This window comes from Salipiger sp. HF18 (assembly GCF_011806505.1).
Lineage (GTDB): Bacteria > Pseudomonadota > Alphaproteobacteria > Rhodobacterales > Rhodobacteraceae > Salipiger > Salipiger thiooxidans.
Genome location: NZ_JAATOS010000067.1, coordinates 1 through 14,764, shown reverse-complemented (window position 1 = coordinate 14,764; position 14,764 = coordinate 1). Strand labels below are relative to the sequence as shown.

General features: G+C 69.6%; 13 protein-coding genes. 6 read left to right on the top strand and 7 right to left on the bottom strand.

Annotated elements, in window-relative coordinates:
• Positions 1-91: 91 nt before the first annotated feature.
• On the bottom strand, positions 92-3,094 hold the full coding sequence (gene ileS / locus HC022_RS08870; protein WP_167452175.1) for an isoleucine--tRNA ligase: 3,003 nt from the start codon (positions 3,092-3,094) through the stop codon (positions 92-94).
• Positions 3,095-3,553: 459 nt separating this feature from the next.
• Between ileS and HC022_RS08865 the strand changes: the two genes are divergently transcribed.
• Together HC022_RS08865 and HC022_RS08860 are read left to right on the top strand one after the other, a co-directional pair.
• Positions 3,554-3,877, top strand: coding sequence for a hypothetical protein (locus HC022_RS08865; RefSeq protein ID WP_167452174.1), 324 nt, complete (start codon positions 3,554-3,556; stop codon positions 3,875-3,877).
• A gap of 318 nt (positions 3,878-4,195) precedes the next feature.
• A complete protein-coding gene (locus HC022_RS08860; RefSeq protein WP_167452173.1) occupies positions 4,196-4,399 on the top strand; it encodes a hypothetical protein in 204 nt (67 codons plus the stop codon).
• A 27-nt stretch (positions 4,400-4,426) separates the two neighbouring features.
• Here the strand turns inward: HC022_RS08860 and HC022_RS08855 are convergent, their stop codons facing one another.
• The 6 genes from HC022_RS08855 to HC022_RS08830 all read right to left on the bottom strand — a co-directional run bounded on the left by HC022_RS08855 (position 4,427) and on the right by HC022_RS08830 (position 10,073).
• A complete protein-coding gene (locus HC022_RS08855) occupies positions 4,427-5,110 on the bottom strand; it encodes a VIT1/CCC1 transporter family protein (protein ID WP_008885384.1) in 684 nt (227 codons plus the stop codon).
• Between the two features lie 83 nt (positions 5,111-5,193).
• On the bottom strand, positions 5,194-6,087 hold the full coding sequence (locus tag HC022_RS08850) for a YcjF family protein (RefSeq protein ID WP_167452172.1): 894 nt from the start codon (positions 6,085-6,087) through the stop codon (positions 5,194-5,196).
• Positions 6,084-6,563, bottom strand: a complete 480-nt coding sequence (locus tag HC022_RS08845; protein WP_167452171.1) for a GNAT family N-acetyltransferase — start codon at positions 6,561-6,563, stop codon at positions 6,084-6,086. The genes HC022_RS08850 and HC022_RS08845 overlap by 4 nt, the downstream gene beginning before the upstream one ends.
• Entirely contained in the window at positions 6,560-7,987 is a 1,428-nt protein-coding gene (locus HC022_RS08840) for a YcjX family protein (RefSeq protein WP_089954447.1), read from the bottom strand. Before HC022_RS08840 ends, HC022_RS08845 begins: the two co-directional genes overlap by 4 nt.
• An 84-nt stretch (positions 7,988-8,071) precedes the next feature.
• Positions 8,072-9,553, bottom strand: coding sequence for an inorganic phosphate transporter (locus tag HC022_RS08835; RefSeq protein ID WP_167452170.1), 1,482 nt, complete (start codon positions 9,551-9,553; stop codon positions 8,072-8,074).
• Positions 9,554-9,608: 55 nt separating this feature from the next.
• Positions 9,609-10,073 carry an NUDIX hydrolase gene (locus HC022_RS08830; RefSeq protein ID WP_008884778.1) on the bottom strand — a complete coding sequence of 155 codons (465 nt, stop codon included), beginning with the start codon at positions 10,071-10,073 and terminating at the stop codon, positions 9,609-9,611.
• A 153-nt stretch (positions 10,074-10,226) separates the two neighbouring features.
• Here HC022_RS08830 and truA point away from each other — a divergent pair, with 153 nt between their 5' ends.
• The 4 genes from truA to gndA form a co-directional block, all read left to right on the top strand.
• On the top strand, positions 10,227-10,994 hold the full coding sequence (gene truA, locus HC022_RS08825; RefSeq protein WP_167452169.1) for a tRNA pseudouridine(38-40) synthase TruA: 768 nt from the start codon (positions 10,227-10,229) through the stop codon (positions 10,992-10,994).
• A 256-nt stretch (positions 10,995-11,250) separates the two neighbouring features.
• Entirely contained in the window at positions 11,251-12,426 is a 1,176-nt protein-coding gene (locus HC022_RS08820) for an aspartate aminotransferase family protein (RefSeq protein ID WP_008884017.1), read from the top strand.
• Between the two features lie 100 nt (positions 12,427-12,526).
• Positions 12,527-13,453, top strand: a complete 927-nt coding sequence (gene argF / locus HC022_RS08815) for an ornithine carbamoyltransferase (RefSeq protein WP_167452168.1) — start codon at positions 12,527-12,529, stop codon at positions 13,451-13,453.
• Positions 13,454-13,653: 200 nt separating this feature from the next.
• A partial coding sequence (gene gndA, locus HC022_RS08810) for an NADP-dependent phosphogluconate dehydrogenase (protein WP_167452167.1) occupies positions 13,654-14,764 on the top strand: 1,111 nt, incomplete at its 3' end.

Here is a 14,764-nt window from a genome sequence, read left to right as displayed (position 1 = left end):
GAGGCGGTGTGGTCGCCGTGGCGCGTCAGGATCAGCGTCGAGCCCGGGCGCCCGCGTGGGCGCCCGTTCTGGTGTGACATGACCGCTCGGATCAGGCCAGCGCCTCGTCGCAGCGGGCGCAGGTCGCGGCGTGGGAATGGGTGCCCACGTCCGGCAGTATCTTCCAGCAGCGCTGGCACTTGTTGCCGTCCGCCTTCTCGAAGACCACGCCCACGCCCGGCACTTCGGCCATTCGGAAGGCTTCCTGCGGTGCCGGGTCGGCAGTGAGCGCGATGCCCGAGGTGATGCAGAGGTCATCGAAGGCGACCGACTTCAGCGCCGCCAGCATGTCCGCGTCCTCGACATGGACCACCGGTGCGGCCTCGAGCGAGGCGCCGATCACCTTGTCTGTGCGCTGGATCTCGAGCGCCGCGGTGACGGCACGGCGGGCAGCGCGGACCTTGGACCACTTCTCCGCCAGCGCCTCGTCGCGCCATGCGGCGGGCGTCTCGGGGAAGTCCACGAGGTGCACCGAGCTCTCGTCGCCGGGGAAGCGGTCGAGCCAGACGTCTTCCATGGTGAAGACGAGGATCGGCGCCAGCCAGGTGGTCAGGCGGTGGAACAGCAGGTCCATGACCGTGCGGGCCGCGCGGCGCCGGGCGGTGTCGCCGTCGCAGTAGAGCGCGTCCTTGCGGATGTCGAAGTAGAAGGCCGACAGGTCCACGGTGCAGAAGGTGAAGACCGACTGGAACACCGACTGGAAGTCGTAGCTCCGGTAGCCCTCCTGCACCTTCGCGTCGAGCTCGGCGAGACGGTGCAGCACCCAGCGCTCGAGCTCGGGCATGTCGGCGGGTTCGACCCGGTCGGCCTCGGAGAAATGCCCCAGCGCGCCCAGCATGAAGCGCATGGTGTTGCGCAGGCGGCGGTAGCTGTCGGCCACGCCCTTGAGGATCTCCGGCCCGATCCGCTGGTCGGCGGTGTAGTCGGTCTGGGCCACCCAGAGCCGCAGGATGTCGGCGCCGTACTGCTTCACCACCTCTTCGGGGACGATGGTGTTGCCGAGCGACTTGGACATCTTGTTGCCCTTCTCGTCCAGCGTGAAGCCGTGGGTCACCACGTTGCGGTAGGGCGCGCGGCCCATGGTGCCGCAGGCCTGCAGCATGGAGGAGTGGAACCAGCCGCGGTGCTGGTCGGTGCCTTCCATGTAGACGTCGGCGATTCCGTCCCCGGGGCCGCCGGCGCCGTCACGCCGCACCAACGCCGCGGTCGAGCCCCCTGGGGCCCAGCCCGCCGGCGCGTGCAACACCCGCTCCCCCTCGGCGGCGTCGTAGCCGTCGCCGAGGAAGCGTTCCTTGGCGCCCTCGGCGTACCAGCAGTCGGCGCCCTCGGTCTCGAAGGCCTCGCAGATGCGGGCGTTGACCTCGGGGTCGCGCAGCAGGAAGCCCTCGTCCGTGGGCAGGGCGCCCTTCTTCACGAAGCAGGTCAGCGGCACGCCCCAGGCGCGCTGGCGCGAGAGCACCCAGTCAGGGCGCGCCTCGATCATCGAGTAAAGGCGGTTGCGGCCCGATTGCGGGGTGAACTTCACCAGCTCGTCGATGGACCGCAGCGCGCGCTCGCGGATGGTGGTGCCGTAGGTGTCGTGCCCGTCGCCCACGGCGCGGTCGATCGAGGCGAACCACTGCGGGGTGTTGCGGTAGATCACCGGCGCCTTGGAGCGCCACGAGTGCGGGTAGGAGTGCTTGATCTTGCCGCGTGCCAACAGGCCGCCGACCTCGGCGAGCTTGTCGATCACCGTCTTGTTGGCGTCGCCTTCCTTGCCGTTGGGCTTGAGGATCATCTTGCCGCCGAAGAACGGCAGGTCGGCGCGGAAGGAGCCGTCCTCCATCACGTTGTAGGTGATGACCTGCTCGAGCATCCCGAGATCGCGGTAGAGCTCGAATTCCTCCATCCCGTGCGAGGGGGCGCAGTGCACAAAGCCGGTGCCTTCCTCGTCGGTGACGAAATCGGCGGCGCGGAAGTCGCGGGGCTGGTCCCACTCGCCCTCCTTCCCCTCGGCCCCGGCCCGCGGGTGCTGCAGGCTCATGGCGGCGAGCTGCTGCGGCGTCACGTCCGACACGCGCGTCCACTGGCCTTCCTCGAGCCGCGCCCGGGCAAAGGTCTGTGCCGCGAGCTTGTCGGCAAGGATGTAGCGCTCGCCCTTCGAGGCCCAGCACTCGTCCGGGGTGTCGGTGATCTCGTAGAGCCCGTACTGGTAGTCCGCGCCGAAGACGACCGCCTTGTTCGACGGGATGGTCCAGGGCGTGGTGGTCCAGATCACCACGTAGGCGCCAAGGAACTTCTCGCGCACCTCTTCCACCGCCTTGGCGACGGCGTGGCGCGACTCGCTGCTTTCCTCTTCGCTCGGGCGGTCGGCTTCCGGCGAGTCGAAGTCGGTGACCTTGAACTTCACCCAGATGGTGAAGCTTTCCTTGTCATGGTACTCGACCTCGGCCTCGGCCAGCGCGGTCTGCTCGACCGGCGACCACATGACCGGCTTCGAGCCCTGGTAGAGCGTGCCGGTCATCAGGAACTTCATGAACTCCTCGGCGATCACGCGCTCGGCGTGGAAGTTCATGGTCAGGTAGGGATCGGCCCAGTTGCCGGTGATGCCGAGGCGCTTGAACTCCTCGCGCTGGATGTCGACCCAGCCCTCGGCGAACTTGCGGCATTCCTGCCGGAAGTCGATGACCGGCACGTCGTCCTTGTCCAGGCCCTTGGCGCGGTACTGTTCCTCGATCTTCCACTCGATGGGCAGGCCGTGGCAGTCCCAGCCGGGGACGTAGCGCGCCTCGTGGCCCATCATCTGGTGCGAACGGACGATCATGTCCTTGATCGTCTTGTTCAGCGCGTGGCCGATGTGCAGGTGGCCGTTCGCATACGGCGGGCCGTCGTGCAGCGTGAAGGGGACACGGCCCTCGGCTTTCTCGCGCAGGCGGTCGTAGACGCCGAGTTTCGCCCAGCGGTCGAGCCACGCCGGTTCGCGCTGGGGCAGGCCCGCGCGCATCGGGAAGTCGGTCTTGGGGAGGTTCAGCGTGTCCTTGTAGTCAGGCATCTGGTCAGGCGTTTCGGCGCACATGATCTGCGGTCCCGGTTCTTTATTCGTGGCATGGGAATGTTCGGTCGGCGCGGTGGTTCATACGCCTTGTCCCGGCGGCTCGTGTGGTCAGAGCGCCGGGCATGTAATTCGAATGATGATCTCGAAACGGCCCATCATGAGCGGCCTTATAGGCTTGCGACTCGCGATGGTCCAGTGCCTGCAAGCGACGCGGGGCAGGGGACGGAATGGGCGGAAATCCCCGGATCGGGCGGGACTTCAGGCGCTCTCCCGCCGGTTCCCGCGATGCCGCAATGCGGCGCGGCGGGGATTGGCGCATCGCAGATGCAGCATCCGGCAGTCTTCTGCCAGAAAGCGCGTCCGGCGCGGGGGGATGCAACCGGGTCCCGGCGGCCGTGGTTCACTGGGTATCGAAGGCGCTGCAGGAGGTGGCGCCCCAGACCAACGAACCTCGTGAACCCACGGACAAGGAGGTCCGACATGGCCTATTACAACGAAGAAGAGCGTCGCTCGAACCTGCGGGCCGACCCGCAGATGAACATGGCAACCAGCACCCGCTCGCGCGGGACCGTCACCGGCCTTGTGGTGGCCGTGCTGGTGATCATCGGTCTCATCATCGGTGTCAGCTTCATGGGCGGCGACGACGCCGTCGAGAACCCGGCACCGGCAACCGCGACCGAGACGGTCCCCGAGGCCGGCACCACCGGCGTCGCACCCGATGCCGCAGCGCCTGCCGACACCACCACCGCTCCGATGACCGACGAAGGCGCAGAGCCCGCAGTCCCCGCCGCGCCGGCCGAGTAACCGTACGCGGTCCGGCCATACGCCGCCCCCGACCGGGTCATATCCCCGGCACACCCCGCCATCACTCACGGAGGACGCGGACGGGGGCGGAGAGGTCAGAAAAGCACGGGACGCCACGCCCGATCCAAGCACGCCGGAGGCGCCCGTCGCCTCCGGCGTAATCATGCCTGAAAGGTGAAGTGGCGAGAAACAGCGCAACCTCCGCACGCATTGGGCGAAGCGCCGCCCAACCGCCAGGGCCTTCGGAATAAAGCGCGACAGGCCCACGAAACGCAGGCAGAGAACCGAAGTCTGTTAACCCATCTTTCAAGTGCTGCCATGACCCGATTCCAGGAAGACCTGAAGGGCACGCCGCCCCACGAGAGCTTTGCGGCTGCCGATCTCCGCAAGCTCGACCGTGCCGCGATCCTCGTGTTCGCTGTGCTGCTCGTGCTCGGCGCGCTGGTGGGGGCCGATGCGGTCAGCACGACCCGCGACAGCCTCGAGTCCCCGATCGAGGCGCAGGCCATCGAGCTGCACTGACGTGGCCTCGCGACCCTCCCGGATCTCTCAGAGTGTGAAGATCATCCCCACCGCGTAGGCGATCGTCGCCGCGAGCCCGCCGATGAGCGTGGTCTCGACCCCGGACCGCCACCAACTCGCCAGCGACCAGCGGCTCTTGTAGGCGCCGATGGCGAAGAAGGTGGCGAGCGTAAGCACCGCGGCCACGGGGAAGGCCTCGGGCACGTCCAGGATGAAGGGCAGCAGCGGCACCAGCCCCGCCGCGAGGAAGGCGCCGAAGGTGGCGAAGGCCGCCTTCAGCGGGTGCGGATCCGCGGCGGCCAGCCCGTGGGTGCCATCGAGGATCATCGCGAGACTGTGGCGCGGGACCCGGGCGATCTGCCCCGTCGCGGCCTCGAGCGTGTCGTCGGAGAGCCCCTTGGCGGCGAGGATGTCGTGCAGTTCCGCCCGCACGCCGGACGGGTCGCGGGCGATGCGCTCCGCCTCGAGCCGCCGCAGCCGGTTGAGGTCGTCGAGCTCGGCCTTGGTGCCCGAGTAGTTGCCCGCCGCCATCGAGAAGCCGTCGGCAAAGAGGTTGGCGAAACCGAGCGCGAGGATCACGAACGGGTCGAGCCCGGCCCCCGCCACGCCCGCGACGATGGCAAAGGTGGTGACGGAGCCGTCAAGCGCCCCGTAGATGATGTCGCGCAGATGGCCGTGGCCATCGGGTTTTGCAGGGCTGGCTTGGGTCATGGCTCGCCTCTCTGCGGCGACCATGGCGCAGGCGGCGGCGGGCGGGAATGAGATGGATCAAACGCGGCGCGGGCGCGTGCGGCTCAGTCCCGGTCCGAGCTCCTGACCAGCCCCGACAGCGCCGTGCGCACCACCGACCGCGCCGAGGGGCGCCTGGTGGTGGCAAAGGGCAGGGGGCGGCAGACCTCCATGGCGGCGACGCCGACCCGGGCGGTGAGCGCGCCGTTGACCAGCCCCTCGCCGAAGCGCCGCGACAGCTTGCCGAGCAGCCCGCCGCCGAGGCTCGGCTCGAGCATGTCGTCGCCCCCCGCAACGGCGCCGGTCGCCACGAGGTGGGACATGACGGCGCGGATCAGGCGCCAGCTGCCGAGCGTGCCCGAACGGCCGCCGTAGATGTCGGCGATGCGGCGGATCATCCGCAGGTTCGACCCCAGCGCCGCGGCCACGTCTGCCAGCGCCAGCGGCACCAGCGCGGTGACGGTGGCCACCTGCCGGGCCGCGGCCTCGACCTCGCGCCGGGCGGCGGCGTCGAGCGGTGCCAGCAGCTCGGTCTCGTCGGCCAGCGCCGCCGTGGCCGCCCGGTGCAGCGCATCGACCCGCGACAGGCGCGAGAGCGCGGCCAGTTCCTTGATGACGATCAGCAGGATTACCAGCAGGAACAGCACCATGAGCGCGGTCACCGCGTAGCCCAGCAGCGGCACCGAGGCGATGAGATCGGTGACGAAGCGCCATGCGGCGACCGAAATCAGCGTCGAGACGAGCGTCCCGAGCAGCGCCCAGAACCAGCGGGCCAGCCGCGACGGTCGGCGGGCGGCCAGCGCCGCGGCGGTCGCCATGGCGCGGCCCTCGGGCAGGGTGGGCTGGGTCTCGGGCTCGGGCACCGGCGGCGCCTCGGCGGGCGAGGCGGGGGCGCTGTCGTCCTCGAGTTCGAAGAGCACCGGGCCGCTGCGGCCCTTGCGGTCGGGATCGTCGGTCATGGGCGGATCTCGCTTTCGCTGCCGTCGCGGGCGGGCGCCTGCCAGCGGTAATGGATGTCGGGCAGGCCCTCGTCGTTCTGCGAGCCGTCGCTGCGTCCGACGACGGTAAAGCCCGCGCGCTCGTAGAAGCGCTGCGCGCCGTGGTTGGCCTCGAAGGTCCAGAGCTCGAGCGTGGGACAGTGACGCTGCGCCTCGGCCATCAGCGCCCGGCCGATGCCCGTGCCCTGCGCTGCCGGGGCGATGAAGAGCGCATGCACGTAGATGTCCTCGCGTGCGAGGAAGCCCAGCAGCGCGCCGTCCGCGTCATCCTCGGCCACGGTGACCCAGCCCGCGTCGATCATCTGGCCGGCATGGGCAATGTCCTCGGCGCCGCTGTGAAGACGCGGTTTCCACGGCCGCTCCGTCGCCGCGTCGGACATCATCGCGCCAAGCCTGCCTGCGTCGGTGGGGCGCGCCGGGCGCAGCCGGGGCGTCACAGCCGGTCTCCGAACAGGAACTGCGCGGCGCGGTCGAGGCGGATGTGGGGCGGGCCCTCGCCGGGCTTCAGGGTGAGCGCCGCCGGGGCGAAGCGCATGATCGCGTAATCGCCGTCGAGCCAGCGCTCGGCGCCGTCGCGGGCGGGACCCAGCAGGCGGCCGGGGTCCTCGGGCAGCTCGCCGGGATAGAACGCGGCCTCGCGCCCGCGCGTGCCGTCATCCTGCAGCAACGTGCCGCGTACGCAGTCGAGCTGGCGGCCGTTGTGGGGCAGCGCCTGCTCGACCGTGGCGCGCAGCGCAGCGATGGCCATGGCGCCGGTCTCGGCCCCGGCAAAGCGCGCTCGGTCGCGGGCATCGCGGGTCAGCGCCTCCATGATCGCGGTCAGGCGCCCGTGCTGGGCGTGGTGCAGGTGGTCGGCCTTGGTCGCCGCAAACAGGATCTTCTCGACCCGCCGCCCGCGCAGCAGCTGGCTGAGGAAGGCGTTGCCGCCGGGGCGGAAGGCGCCGAGGATCTCGGCCATGGTGCGGCGCAGGTCCTCCATCGCAGCGGGGCCCGAGTGGATGGCCCCGAGCGCATCCACCAGCACCACCTGCCGGTCGATGCGGCTGAAGTGGTCGCGGAAGAACGGTTTCACGATCTGCGCCTTGTAGGCCTCGAAGCGGCGCTCCATCTCGCGCCAGAGCGACTGCCGCGGCGGCTGGTCGATGCGGGGCAGGGGCGCGAAGGTCAGCGCGGGGCTGCCCTCCTTCTCGCCCGGCAGCAGGAAGCGGCCCGGGGTGCAGTCGGAGAAACCGGCGTTGCGGGCCATGTGGAGCGCCTCGGTGTAGCGCGCCGCCAGCGCCTTGGCGCGGGGCTCCTCGAAGCGGCGGGCGCTGTCCTCGGCGCGGGCCATGGCGACGTAATCGGCGCCGCCGGGACGGGTGGCGATGCGCGCCAGCGTCTCCTCGGCCCACTCGGTGTAGCTCTTGTCCATCAGCCGCAGGTCGAGCAGCCATTCGCCGGGGTAGTCGACGATGTCGAGGTGGATCTTGCGGGCCCCGGAGACCCCCGCCAGCAGGCCGGTGGGGCGCAGCTTCAGCGACAGGCGCAGCTGCGACACGGCGCGGGTGCTGTCCGGCCAGTGCGGCACATGGGCGGTGAGCGCGCCGAGATGGGTCTCGTAGTCGAAGCGCGGCATGGTGTCGTCGGGCTGCGGCTGCAGGTAGGCCGCGAGGATCCGGCCCTCGGCCTCGGCCACCAGCTGCGGCATGCGGCCGCGGTCCAGCAGGTTGGCCACCAGCGAGGTGATGAACACTGTCTTCCCGGCCCGTGCCAGCCCGGTGACCCCGAGCCGGATCACCGGTTCGGTGAAGGGGGACGTCAACGTGTCGGTCACGCTCTCGACGCTTCTGGTAATCGTGTCGGCGATGGTTCCAATGACCAATGTCTGCCTCTTCCTCTGCCCGTCTCGTCTGCTCGCGCGCTCTCTCTATCTAGAGCCGGGGCGGCGCGGTTGCCAGAGCGGCGCTCAGAAAGCCACCTGCTGCAGCAGCCAGACGTTGATGGCCGCAAGCAGCGCCGCCGCCGGAACGGTGATCACCCAGGCCGCGACGATGGTCAGGAAATGCGAGCGCCGCACCAGCCGTCGCCGGGTCCGCTCCTGCGGGGCCATGGTGCGGGTGTCCTTGCGCGCGCTATGCTGCTTGCGCGACCGGTGGTTCTGGTACCACTCGCGGAAAAAGCCGACGCCGAAGACGCTGCCCACGGCGATGTGGGTCGAGCTCACCGGGAGGCCTGCGCCCGAGGCGGCGATCACCGTCACCGCAGTGGAAAGCGCCACGCAATAGGCGCGCATCGGGTTCAGTTTCGTGATCTGGCTGCCGACCATGCCGATCAGCTTGGGCCCGAAGAGCACGAGCCCGAACGAGATGCCGAGCGCGCCGATCAGCAGCACCCAGGGCGGCATCGCCACCTCACCGGTCGTGGGTGCGTGGCTGTGGATGTAGACCACGGCGGCCAGCGGCCCGACCGCGTTGGCGACGTCGTTGGCGCCATGCGCAAAGGAGAGCAGTCCGGCCGAGGCCACCAGCGGCAGGCGGAACAGCGTCTTGAGCGAGCGGTTGCGGTTCTCGAGCCCCGCGGACTGTTTCCGCACGAAGGGCACCGCGATGGCACTTGTCACGCAGCCGACCGCGACGCCTGCCAGCAGCGACTGCCCGAAGGTGATGTCGACGAGATGCGAGAGCGCCCGGTCGGTGAGGTAGGTGGTGAAGGCTCCGGCCATCAGCCCGATCAGCAGCGGCACCCAGCGCCGGGCGGCGGCGATCTTGTCCTCGACCTGCACGATGCGCCACTCGATGAAGGCGAGCATCGCCACCGCGACCAGCGCCCCCAGGAGCGGGGAGAAGGTCCAGCTTGTCGCGATGAGCCCGACCGTGGACCAGTTGACCGCCGCCGCACCCACCGAGACCACGCCCGCGCCCACCACGCCGCCCACCACCGCGTGGGTGGTCGAGACCGGCGCGCCGATCCATGTGGCGATGTTGACCCAGCCCGGCGCGGCGAGCGGCGCCGCCCGCACCCCGCGCAAGAAGCCCGGCTGGCCGGCCGCGGTCGCGGGGTCGACGATGTCATGGGCAATGGTGCGAACCACGTCTCCGCCCGCCAGCAGCGCACCGGCGCTCTCGCAGACCGCCGCGATGGCGATGGCGCCGAGCATCGGCAGCGCCCGCGCGCCCACCGCCGGGCCCATGTTGTTGGCGACGTCGTTGGCCCCGATGTTGAGCGCCATGTAGGCGCCGAAGGCTGCGGCGGCCACCACCGCGAGGCTTCCCGGCTCGCCGCCCGTCAGGATCAGCGCCGCCAGCGTGGCGATGGTGACGAAGGCAAGGCTGATGCCGACGCCCACCAGCGGGCGCGCGGCATACATGGTCGCCGCCTCGAGCCGCGAGAAGCGGCCGAGATCCTGATCGAGAGCCTTCCATTCTGGCGCGCTGTTGTGACCTGCCACCTTGCCTGTTCCCGGAGCCCCTGACCGCGTGCCGCGCTCAGCCCGGGTACATGCGCTACAGCAGGTCGGGGAGGTTGCGAAGCAGGTCCTTCAACTCGTCTTCGTCTACCATCTCCGCCGCTGCAAGGGGAGAGAGCCAGCGCCGTTCGCGCTGACCGACTTCAGGGTAGCTGTCGTGCAGGCGCCGGACTTCGACCGCGTAGACGTCGACGTCGGTGGCGACGGGCAAACCGCCCTCCATCACCTTGTCGTAGCGGTAGCGTCCGATGCGCCGGGGCCGGTCGCCCTCGCAGATCTCGACGCCGGCCTCTTCCCAGGCTTCCTGCACCGCAGCACCCCCGGCATCGGTGTCATACATCGGCCAGCCCTTGGGCAGGATCCAGCGATGCGTGTCGCGTGAGGTGATCAGCAGAACTTCGGGCCCGTCCTGGCCGTTTCGATGGCACAGGGCCGCGATCTGGAACCGCGGAGGGCGGCGCAGCATGGGGGCGATGTAGCTCTTGAAGACGGTCGAGATCATGGGGCGGGTGCGGAGCTTTTCGGTCGGGTTGCGGTGGGCGGGATCATGTTCGGCGGTATTCATTAAAATGTTACAAACGCCCGGCGAGGCAAGGGGTGGGCAAAGAACATTGCGGCATTGTGGCAAACACGCTGCTTGGGTATTGGGGCGAACATGCCCAGATACGCGCTTCTCGTGGAATATGATGGCGGCCCCTTCGCGGGCTGGCAGAGACAGGCCGACCAGCCCTCGGTGCAGGGGGCGATCGAGGCCGCGCTCGCCCGGCTCGAGCCGCGCGAGCACACCATCGCCGCCGCCGGGCGGACCGACGCCGGCGTGCACGCGCGCGGGCAGGTGGCGCATTGCGACATGGCCAAGACCTGGGACCCGTTCCGCCTGTCCGAGGCGCTGAACTTCCACCTGAAACCGGCCCCCGTCGCGATCCGCGCCTGCGCCACCGTGGCCGACGACTGGCATGCGCGCTTCTCGGCGGTCGAGCGGCGCTACACCTTCCGCCTGCTGGCACGACGCGCGCCCGCGACGCTCGAGGCCGGGCAGGTCTGGCGGGTGATGAACCCGCTCGATCTCGGCGCCATGCAGGAGGGCGCCGCCCACCTGCTGGGGCTGCACGACTTCACCACCTTCCGCTCGACCATGTGCCAGGCGGCCTCGCCGGTGAAGACCTTGGACGAGATCCGCATCGAGGAATGCGATACCGGCGCCGGCCCCGAGTATCGCTTCCACCTGCGTGCCCGCAGCTTCCTGCACAACCAGGTCCGCTCCATCGTCGGCACGCTGGAACGGGTGGGGGCAGGATCCTGGGCGCCCGAGGACGTGAAGCACGCGCTCGAGGCCCGCGACCGCGCCGCCTGCGGGCCGGTCTGTCCGCCCGACGGGCTCTACCTCACCGGCGTGGGCTACCCCGACGATCCGTTCTGCTGAGCCGCCCTCCCGACCCCCGGTCAAGAAAACCCTTTGCGCGACGGCCAAACCCCGCTATCAGCGCAACCATGACGCACGCGACCCGAATCCGACGAGCCTGAACGCTCTTCCAGACGCCTCCCCGATCCGGGAAGGCGCTTTGTCGCACGCCGGATCGTTCCGGTCGCCCGTCCAACACCCCCAAACCATCCCTGCAAACTTGACTTGGCCCCATGCCCTTGGCACCAATCGGGCCTCATTCACCGAGGATATGCTGATGATCCCGTCCGTCCTGCCGACCTATTCCCGCGCTCCCCTGCACTTCGTGAAGGGCGAAGGCTCCTGGCTCGTGGAGGAGGACGGCCGACGCTTTCTCGATCTCGGCAGCGGCATCGCGGTGAACGCGCTCGGCCACGCCCATCCCGCGCTGGTCAAGGCGCTGACCGACCAGGCGCAGAACCTCTGGCACGTGTCGAACCTCTACGAGATCCCGCAGCAGCAGGCGCTGGCCGACAAGCTGGTCGCGTCGAGCTTCGCCGACACCGTGTTCTTCACCAACTCCGGCACCGAGGCCTGCGAGCTCGCGGTGAAGATGGCGCGCAAGTACTGGTACGAGAAGGGCCAGCCCGACAAGACCGACATCATCGCCTTCTCGGGCTCGTTCCACGGCCGCTCCTCGGCGGGCATCGCCGCCGCCGGGTCCGAGAAGATGGTCAAGGGCTTCGGCCCGCTGCTGCCCGGTTTCAAGCACCTAGAGTGGCGCGACATGGCCGGGCTCGAGGCCGCCATCGACGAAAACACCGCCGCCGTGCTGATCGAGCCGGTGCAGGGCGAAGGCGGCATCCGCCCGATGCCCGACGACGAGCTGAAGGCCCTGCGCGCGCTCTGCGACGACAAGGGCTGCCTGCTGATCCTCGACGAGGTGCAGTGCGGCATGGGTCGCACGGGGCGTCTCTTCGCGCATGAATGGGCCGGGGTCACCCCGGACATCATGATGGTCGCCAAGGGCATCGGCGGGGGCTTCCCGCTGGGCGCGGTGCTGGCCACCGAAGAGGCCGCTTCGGGCATGACCGTGGGCACTCACGGCTCGACCTACGGCGGCAACCCGCTGGGCTGTGCCGTCGGCTGCGCGGTGATGGACCACGTCGCCGATCCCGAGTTCCTCGCCGAGGTCAACCGCAAGGCGGGCCTCCTGCGCCAGAAGCTCGAGGGGCTGGTCGCGGCTCATCCGGAGGTCTTCGAGGAGGTCCGTGGCTCGGGCCTGATGATCGGGCTCAAGTGCAGGATCGCGCCCGCGGACCTGGTGAAGGCCGGCTACAACGCGCTGGTGATCACCGTGCCCGCCGCCGACAACGTGGTGCGCCTGCTTCCCGCCCTGACCATCTCCGACGACGAGATCGCCGAGGCCGTCACGCGCCTCGATCTCGCCGCGGCCTCGCTCGAAGCGGCCTGACCCGGTCCTTCATCTTGCCGAGAAAACTCCGGGGTGAATGGGCGCGAAGCGCCCAGAGGGGCAGCGCCCCTCCGCCCCGCCAGACAAGAAGAACAATAGAATGAACCATTTCCTCGACATCCACAAAACCGACAAGGCGGCGCTCAGGTCGATCATCGACAGCGCCAAGGACATCAAGAACGCCCGCACCGGCCGGCGCCGGGCGGCGCTCGACGACGATCTGCCGCTCAAGGACCACATGGTCGCGCTGATCTTCGAGAAGCCCTCGACCCGGACCCGCACCTCGTTCGACGTGGGGGTGCGCCAGATGGGCGGCCGGACCATGGTGCTCTCGGGCAGCGACATGCAGCTCGGCCACGGCGAGACCATCGCCGACACCGCCCGCGTGATGTCGCGTTTCGTCGACATGATCATGATCCGGACCTTCGACGAGAGCGTTCTGATCGAGATGGCGGAATACGCCTCGGTGCCGGTGATCAACGGCCTGACGGACCGCACCCACCCCTGCCAGATCATGGCCGACGTGATGACCTTCGAAGAGCACCGCGGCCCGATCGAGGGCAAGAAGGTGGTCTGGTGCGGCGACGGCAACAACGTCTGCGCCTCGTTCCTGCACGCCGCCGGGCAGTTCGGTTTCGATCTGACCTTCACCGGCCCGGTCCAGCTCGACCCCGAGATGGAGTTCGTTGGGCTCGCCCGGCAGGCGGGCGCCGCGGTCACCATCGAGCGTGATCCGTTCAAGGCGGTCGAGGGCGCGGATCTGGTGGTGGCGGACACCTGGGTGTCGATGCACGACGCGCAATCCGCCCGCGAGCGGCGCCACAACATGCTGCGCCCCTACCAGGTCAACGAGGCGCTGATGGAGGCCGCGGGCAAGGATGCGCTCTTCATGCACTGCCTGCCGGCGCACCGCGGCGAGGAAGTGACCTCCGAGGTCATGGATGGCCCGCAATCGGTGATCTGGGACGAGGCCGAGAACCGGCTGCACGCCCAGAAGGCGATCATGCGCTGGTGCGTGGAGGGCTGAGCGCCTGTGCCCCGGCGGCGCCCGTGTGGCCGGCGCCGGGCCTGCGAGGGGCCAGCCCCTCGCGCTCCCCGGAGTTTAGGGGCAAGATGAACGAGGGGAGCCGTGCCCCGAGCCGCCGCACCGTGGCTGTGCAGAGGGGCGCATTGCTCCCGCGCCTGTTGCCGCTACCATTTCTCCGTGGCTGAACACGGGAGACAGTGATGGCGGCACCTCGGATCGGGATTTACGGGCTGGGCACGATGGGCTCGGCACTGGCGCTGAACATGGCGGAAAAGGGCGTGCCGATTGCGGTCTCGAACCGCAGCGACGAGCCGATCGGAGCCTTCGCGCAGCGCGCCGAGCCGCTCGCCGGCGATGTCACCACGGCGCCCGATCTGCCGGCGCTGGTGGCGGCGCTGCCGAGGCCGCGCCTGCTGCTGGCGATGATCCCCTCGACCGGGCCGCTCGATGCGCTGCTCGACGAGGTCATTACGCTGCTCGACGCGGGCGACACGGTGATTGATGCGGGCAACGCGGATTTCCACGACACCCGCCGCCGCGCTGCACGTCTTGCCGAGCATGGCATGCATTTCGTGGGTCTTGGCGTCTCGGGCGGCGAGGACGGCGCGCGCCATGGACCCTCGATGATGTTCGGCGGCTCCGAGGAAAGCTGGGCGGGGCTGCAGCCGCTGCTCGAGCCCATCGCCGCGCGTTTCGGCGAGGACCCTTGCGTCGGCCGCATGGGCCCCGACGGCGCCGGGCATTTCGTCAAGACCGTGCACAACGGCATCGAATACGCCGACATGCAGATGATCGCCGAGGTCTATGACCTGCTGCGCCATGGCACGGGCCTGTCGCCGGAGCAGGTCGCGGACCGTTTCGAGGCCTGGAACGACGGCCCTCTCGGCAGCTACCTCTACGAGATCACTGCCAAGGTGCTGCGGGCGCAGGATCCGCTTGGCGACGGCGTCATGGTGGATGCGATCCTCGACGTCGCCGGGCAGAAAGGCACCGGGCGCTGGACTGCGATCGAGGCCGTGCGGCTCGGCCAGTCCGCCACCATGATCGAGGGCGCCGTGGCGGCGCGGGCGTGGTCCTCCGAGAAGGATCTGCGCAGTGCCCTGGGCGACGCGTTCGGCGATGGGCGCGAGACGCTGGAGCTCGATCCGGAGCTGCTGGAGACGGCGCTTCTTTCGGCGCGGGTGCTGGAATATGCGCAGGGCTTCCGCATCCTTGCCGCCGCCTCGGAGGAATTCGCCTGGGAGCTCGACTTCGCCCGCGTCGCCGAGGTCTGGCGGGCCGGCTGCATCATCCGCGCCAAGCTGCTCGACG

Bases quoted from the DNA above. Each gene is read 5' to 3' on its own strand.
- ileS (WP_167452175.1), bottom strand. From the start codon at position 3,094: ATGTGCGCCGAAACGCCTGACCAGATGCCTGACTACAAGGACACGCTG.
- HC022_RS08865 (WP_167452174.1), top strand. From the start codon at position 3,554: ATGGCCTATTACAACGAAGAAGAGCGTCGCTCGAACCTGCGGGCCGAC.
- HC022_RS08860 (WP_167452173.1), top strand. From the start codon at position 4,196: ATGACCCGATTCCAGGAAGACCTGAAGGGCACGCCGCCCCACGAGAGC.
- HC022_RS08855 (WP_008885384.1), bottom strand. From the start codon at position 5,110: ATGACCCAAGCCAGCCCTGCAAAACCCGATGGCCACGGCCATCTGCGC.
- HC022_RS08850 (WP_167452172.1), bottom strand. From the start codon at position 6,087: ATGACCGACGATCCCGACCGCAAGGGCCGCAGCGGCCCGGTGCTCTTC.
- HC022_RS08830 (WP_008884778.1), bottom strand. From the start codon at position 10,073: ATGATCTCGACCGTCTTCAAGAGCTACATCGCCCCCATGCTGCGCCGC.
- truA (WP_167452169.1), top strand. From the start codon at position 10,227: ATGCCCAGATACGCGCTTCTCGTGGAATATGATGGCGGCCCCTTCGCG.
- HC022_RS08820 (WP_008884017.1), top strand. From the start codon at position 11,251: ATGATCCCGTCCGTCCTGCCGACCTATTCCCGCGCTCCCCTGCACTTC.
- argF (WP_167452168.1), top strand. From the start codon at position 12,527: ATGAACCATTTCCTCGACATCCACAAAACCGACAAGGCGGCGCTCAGG.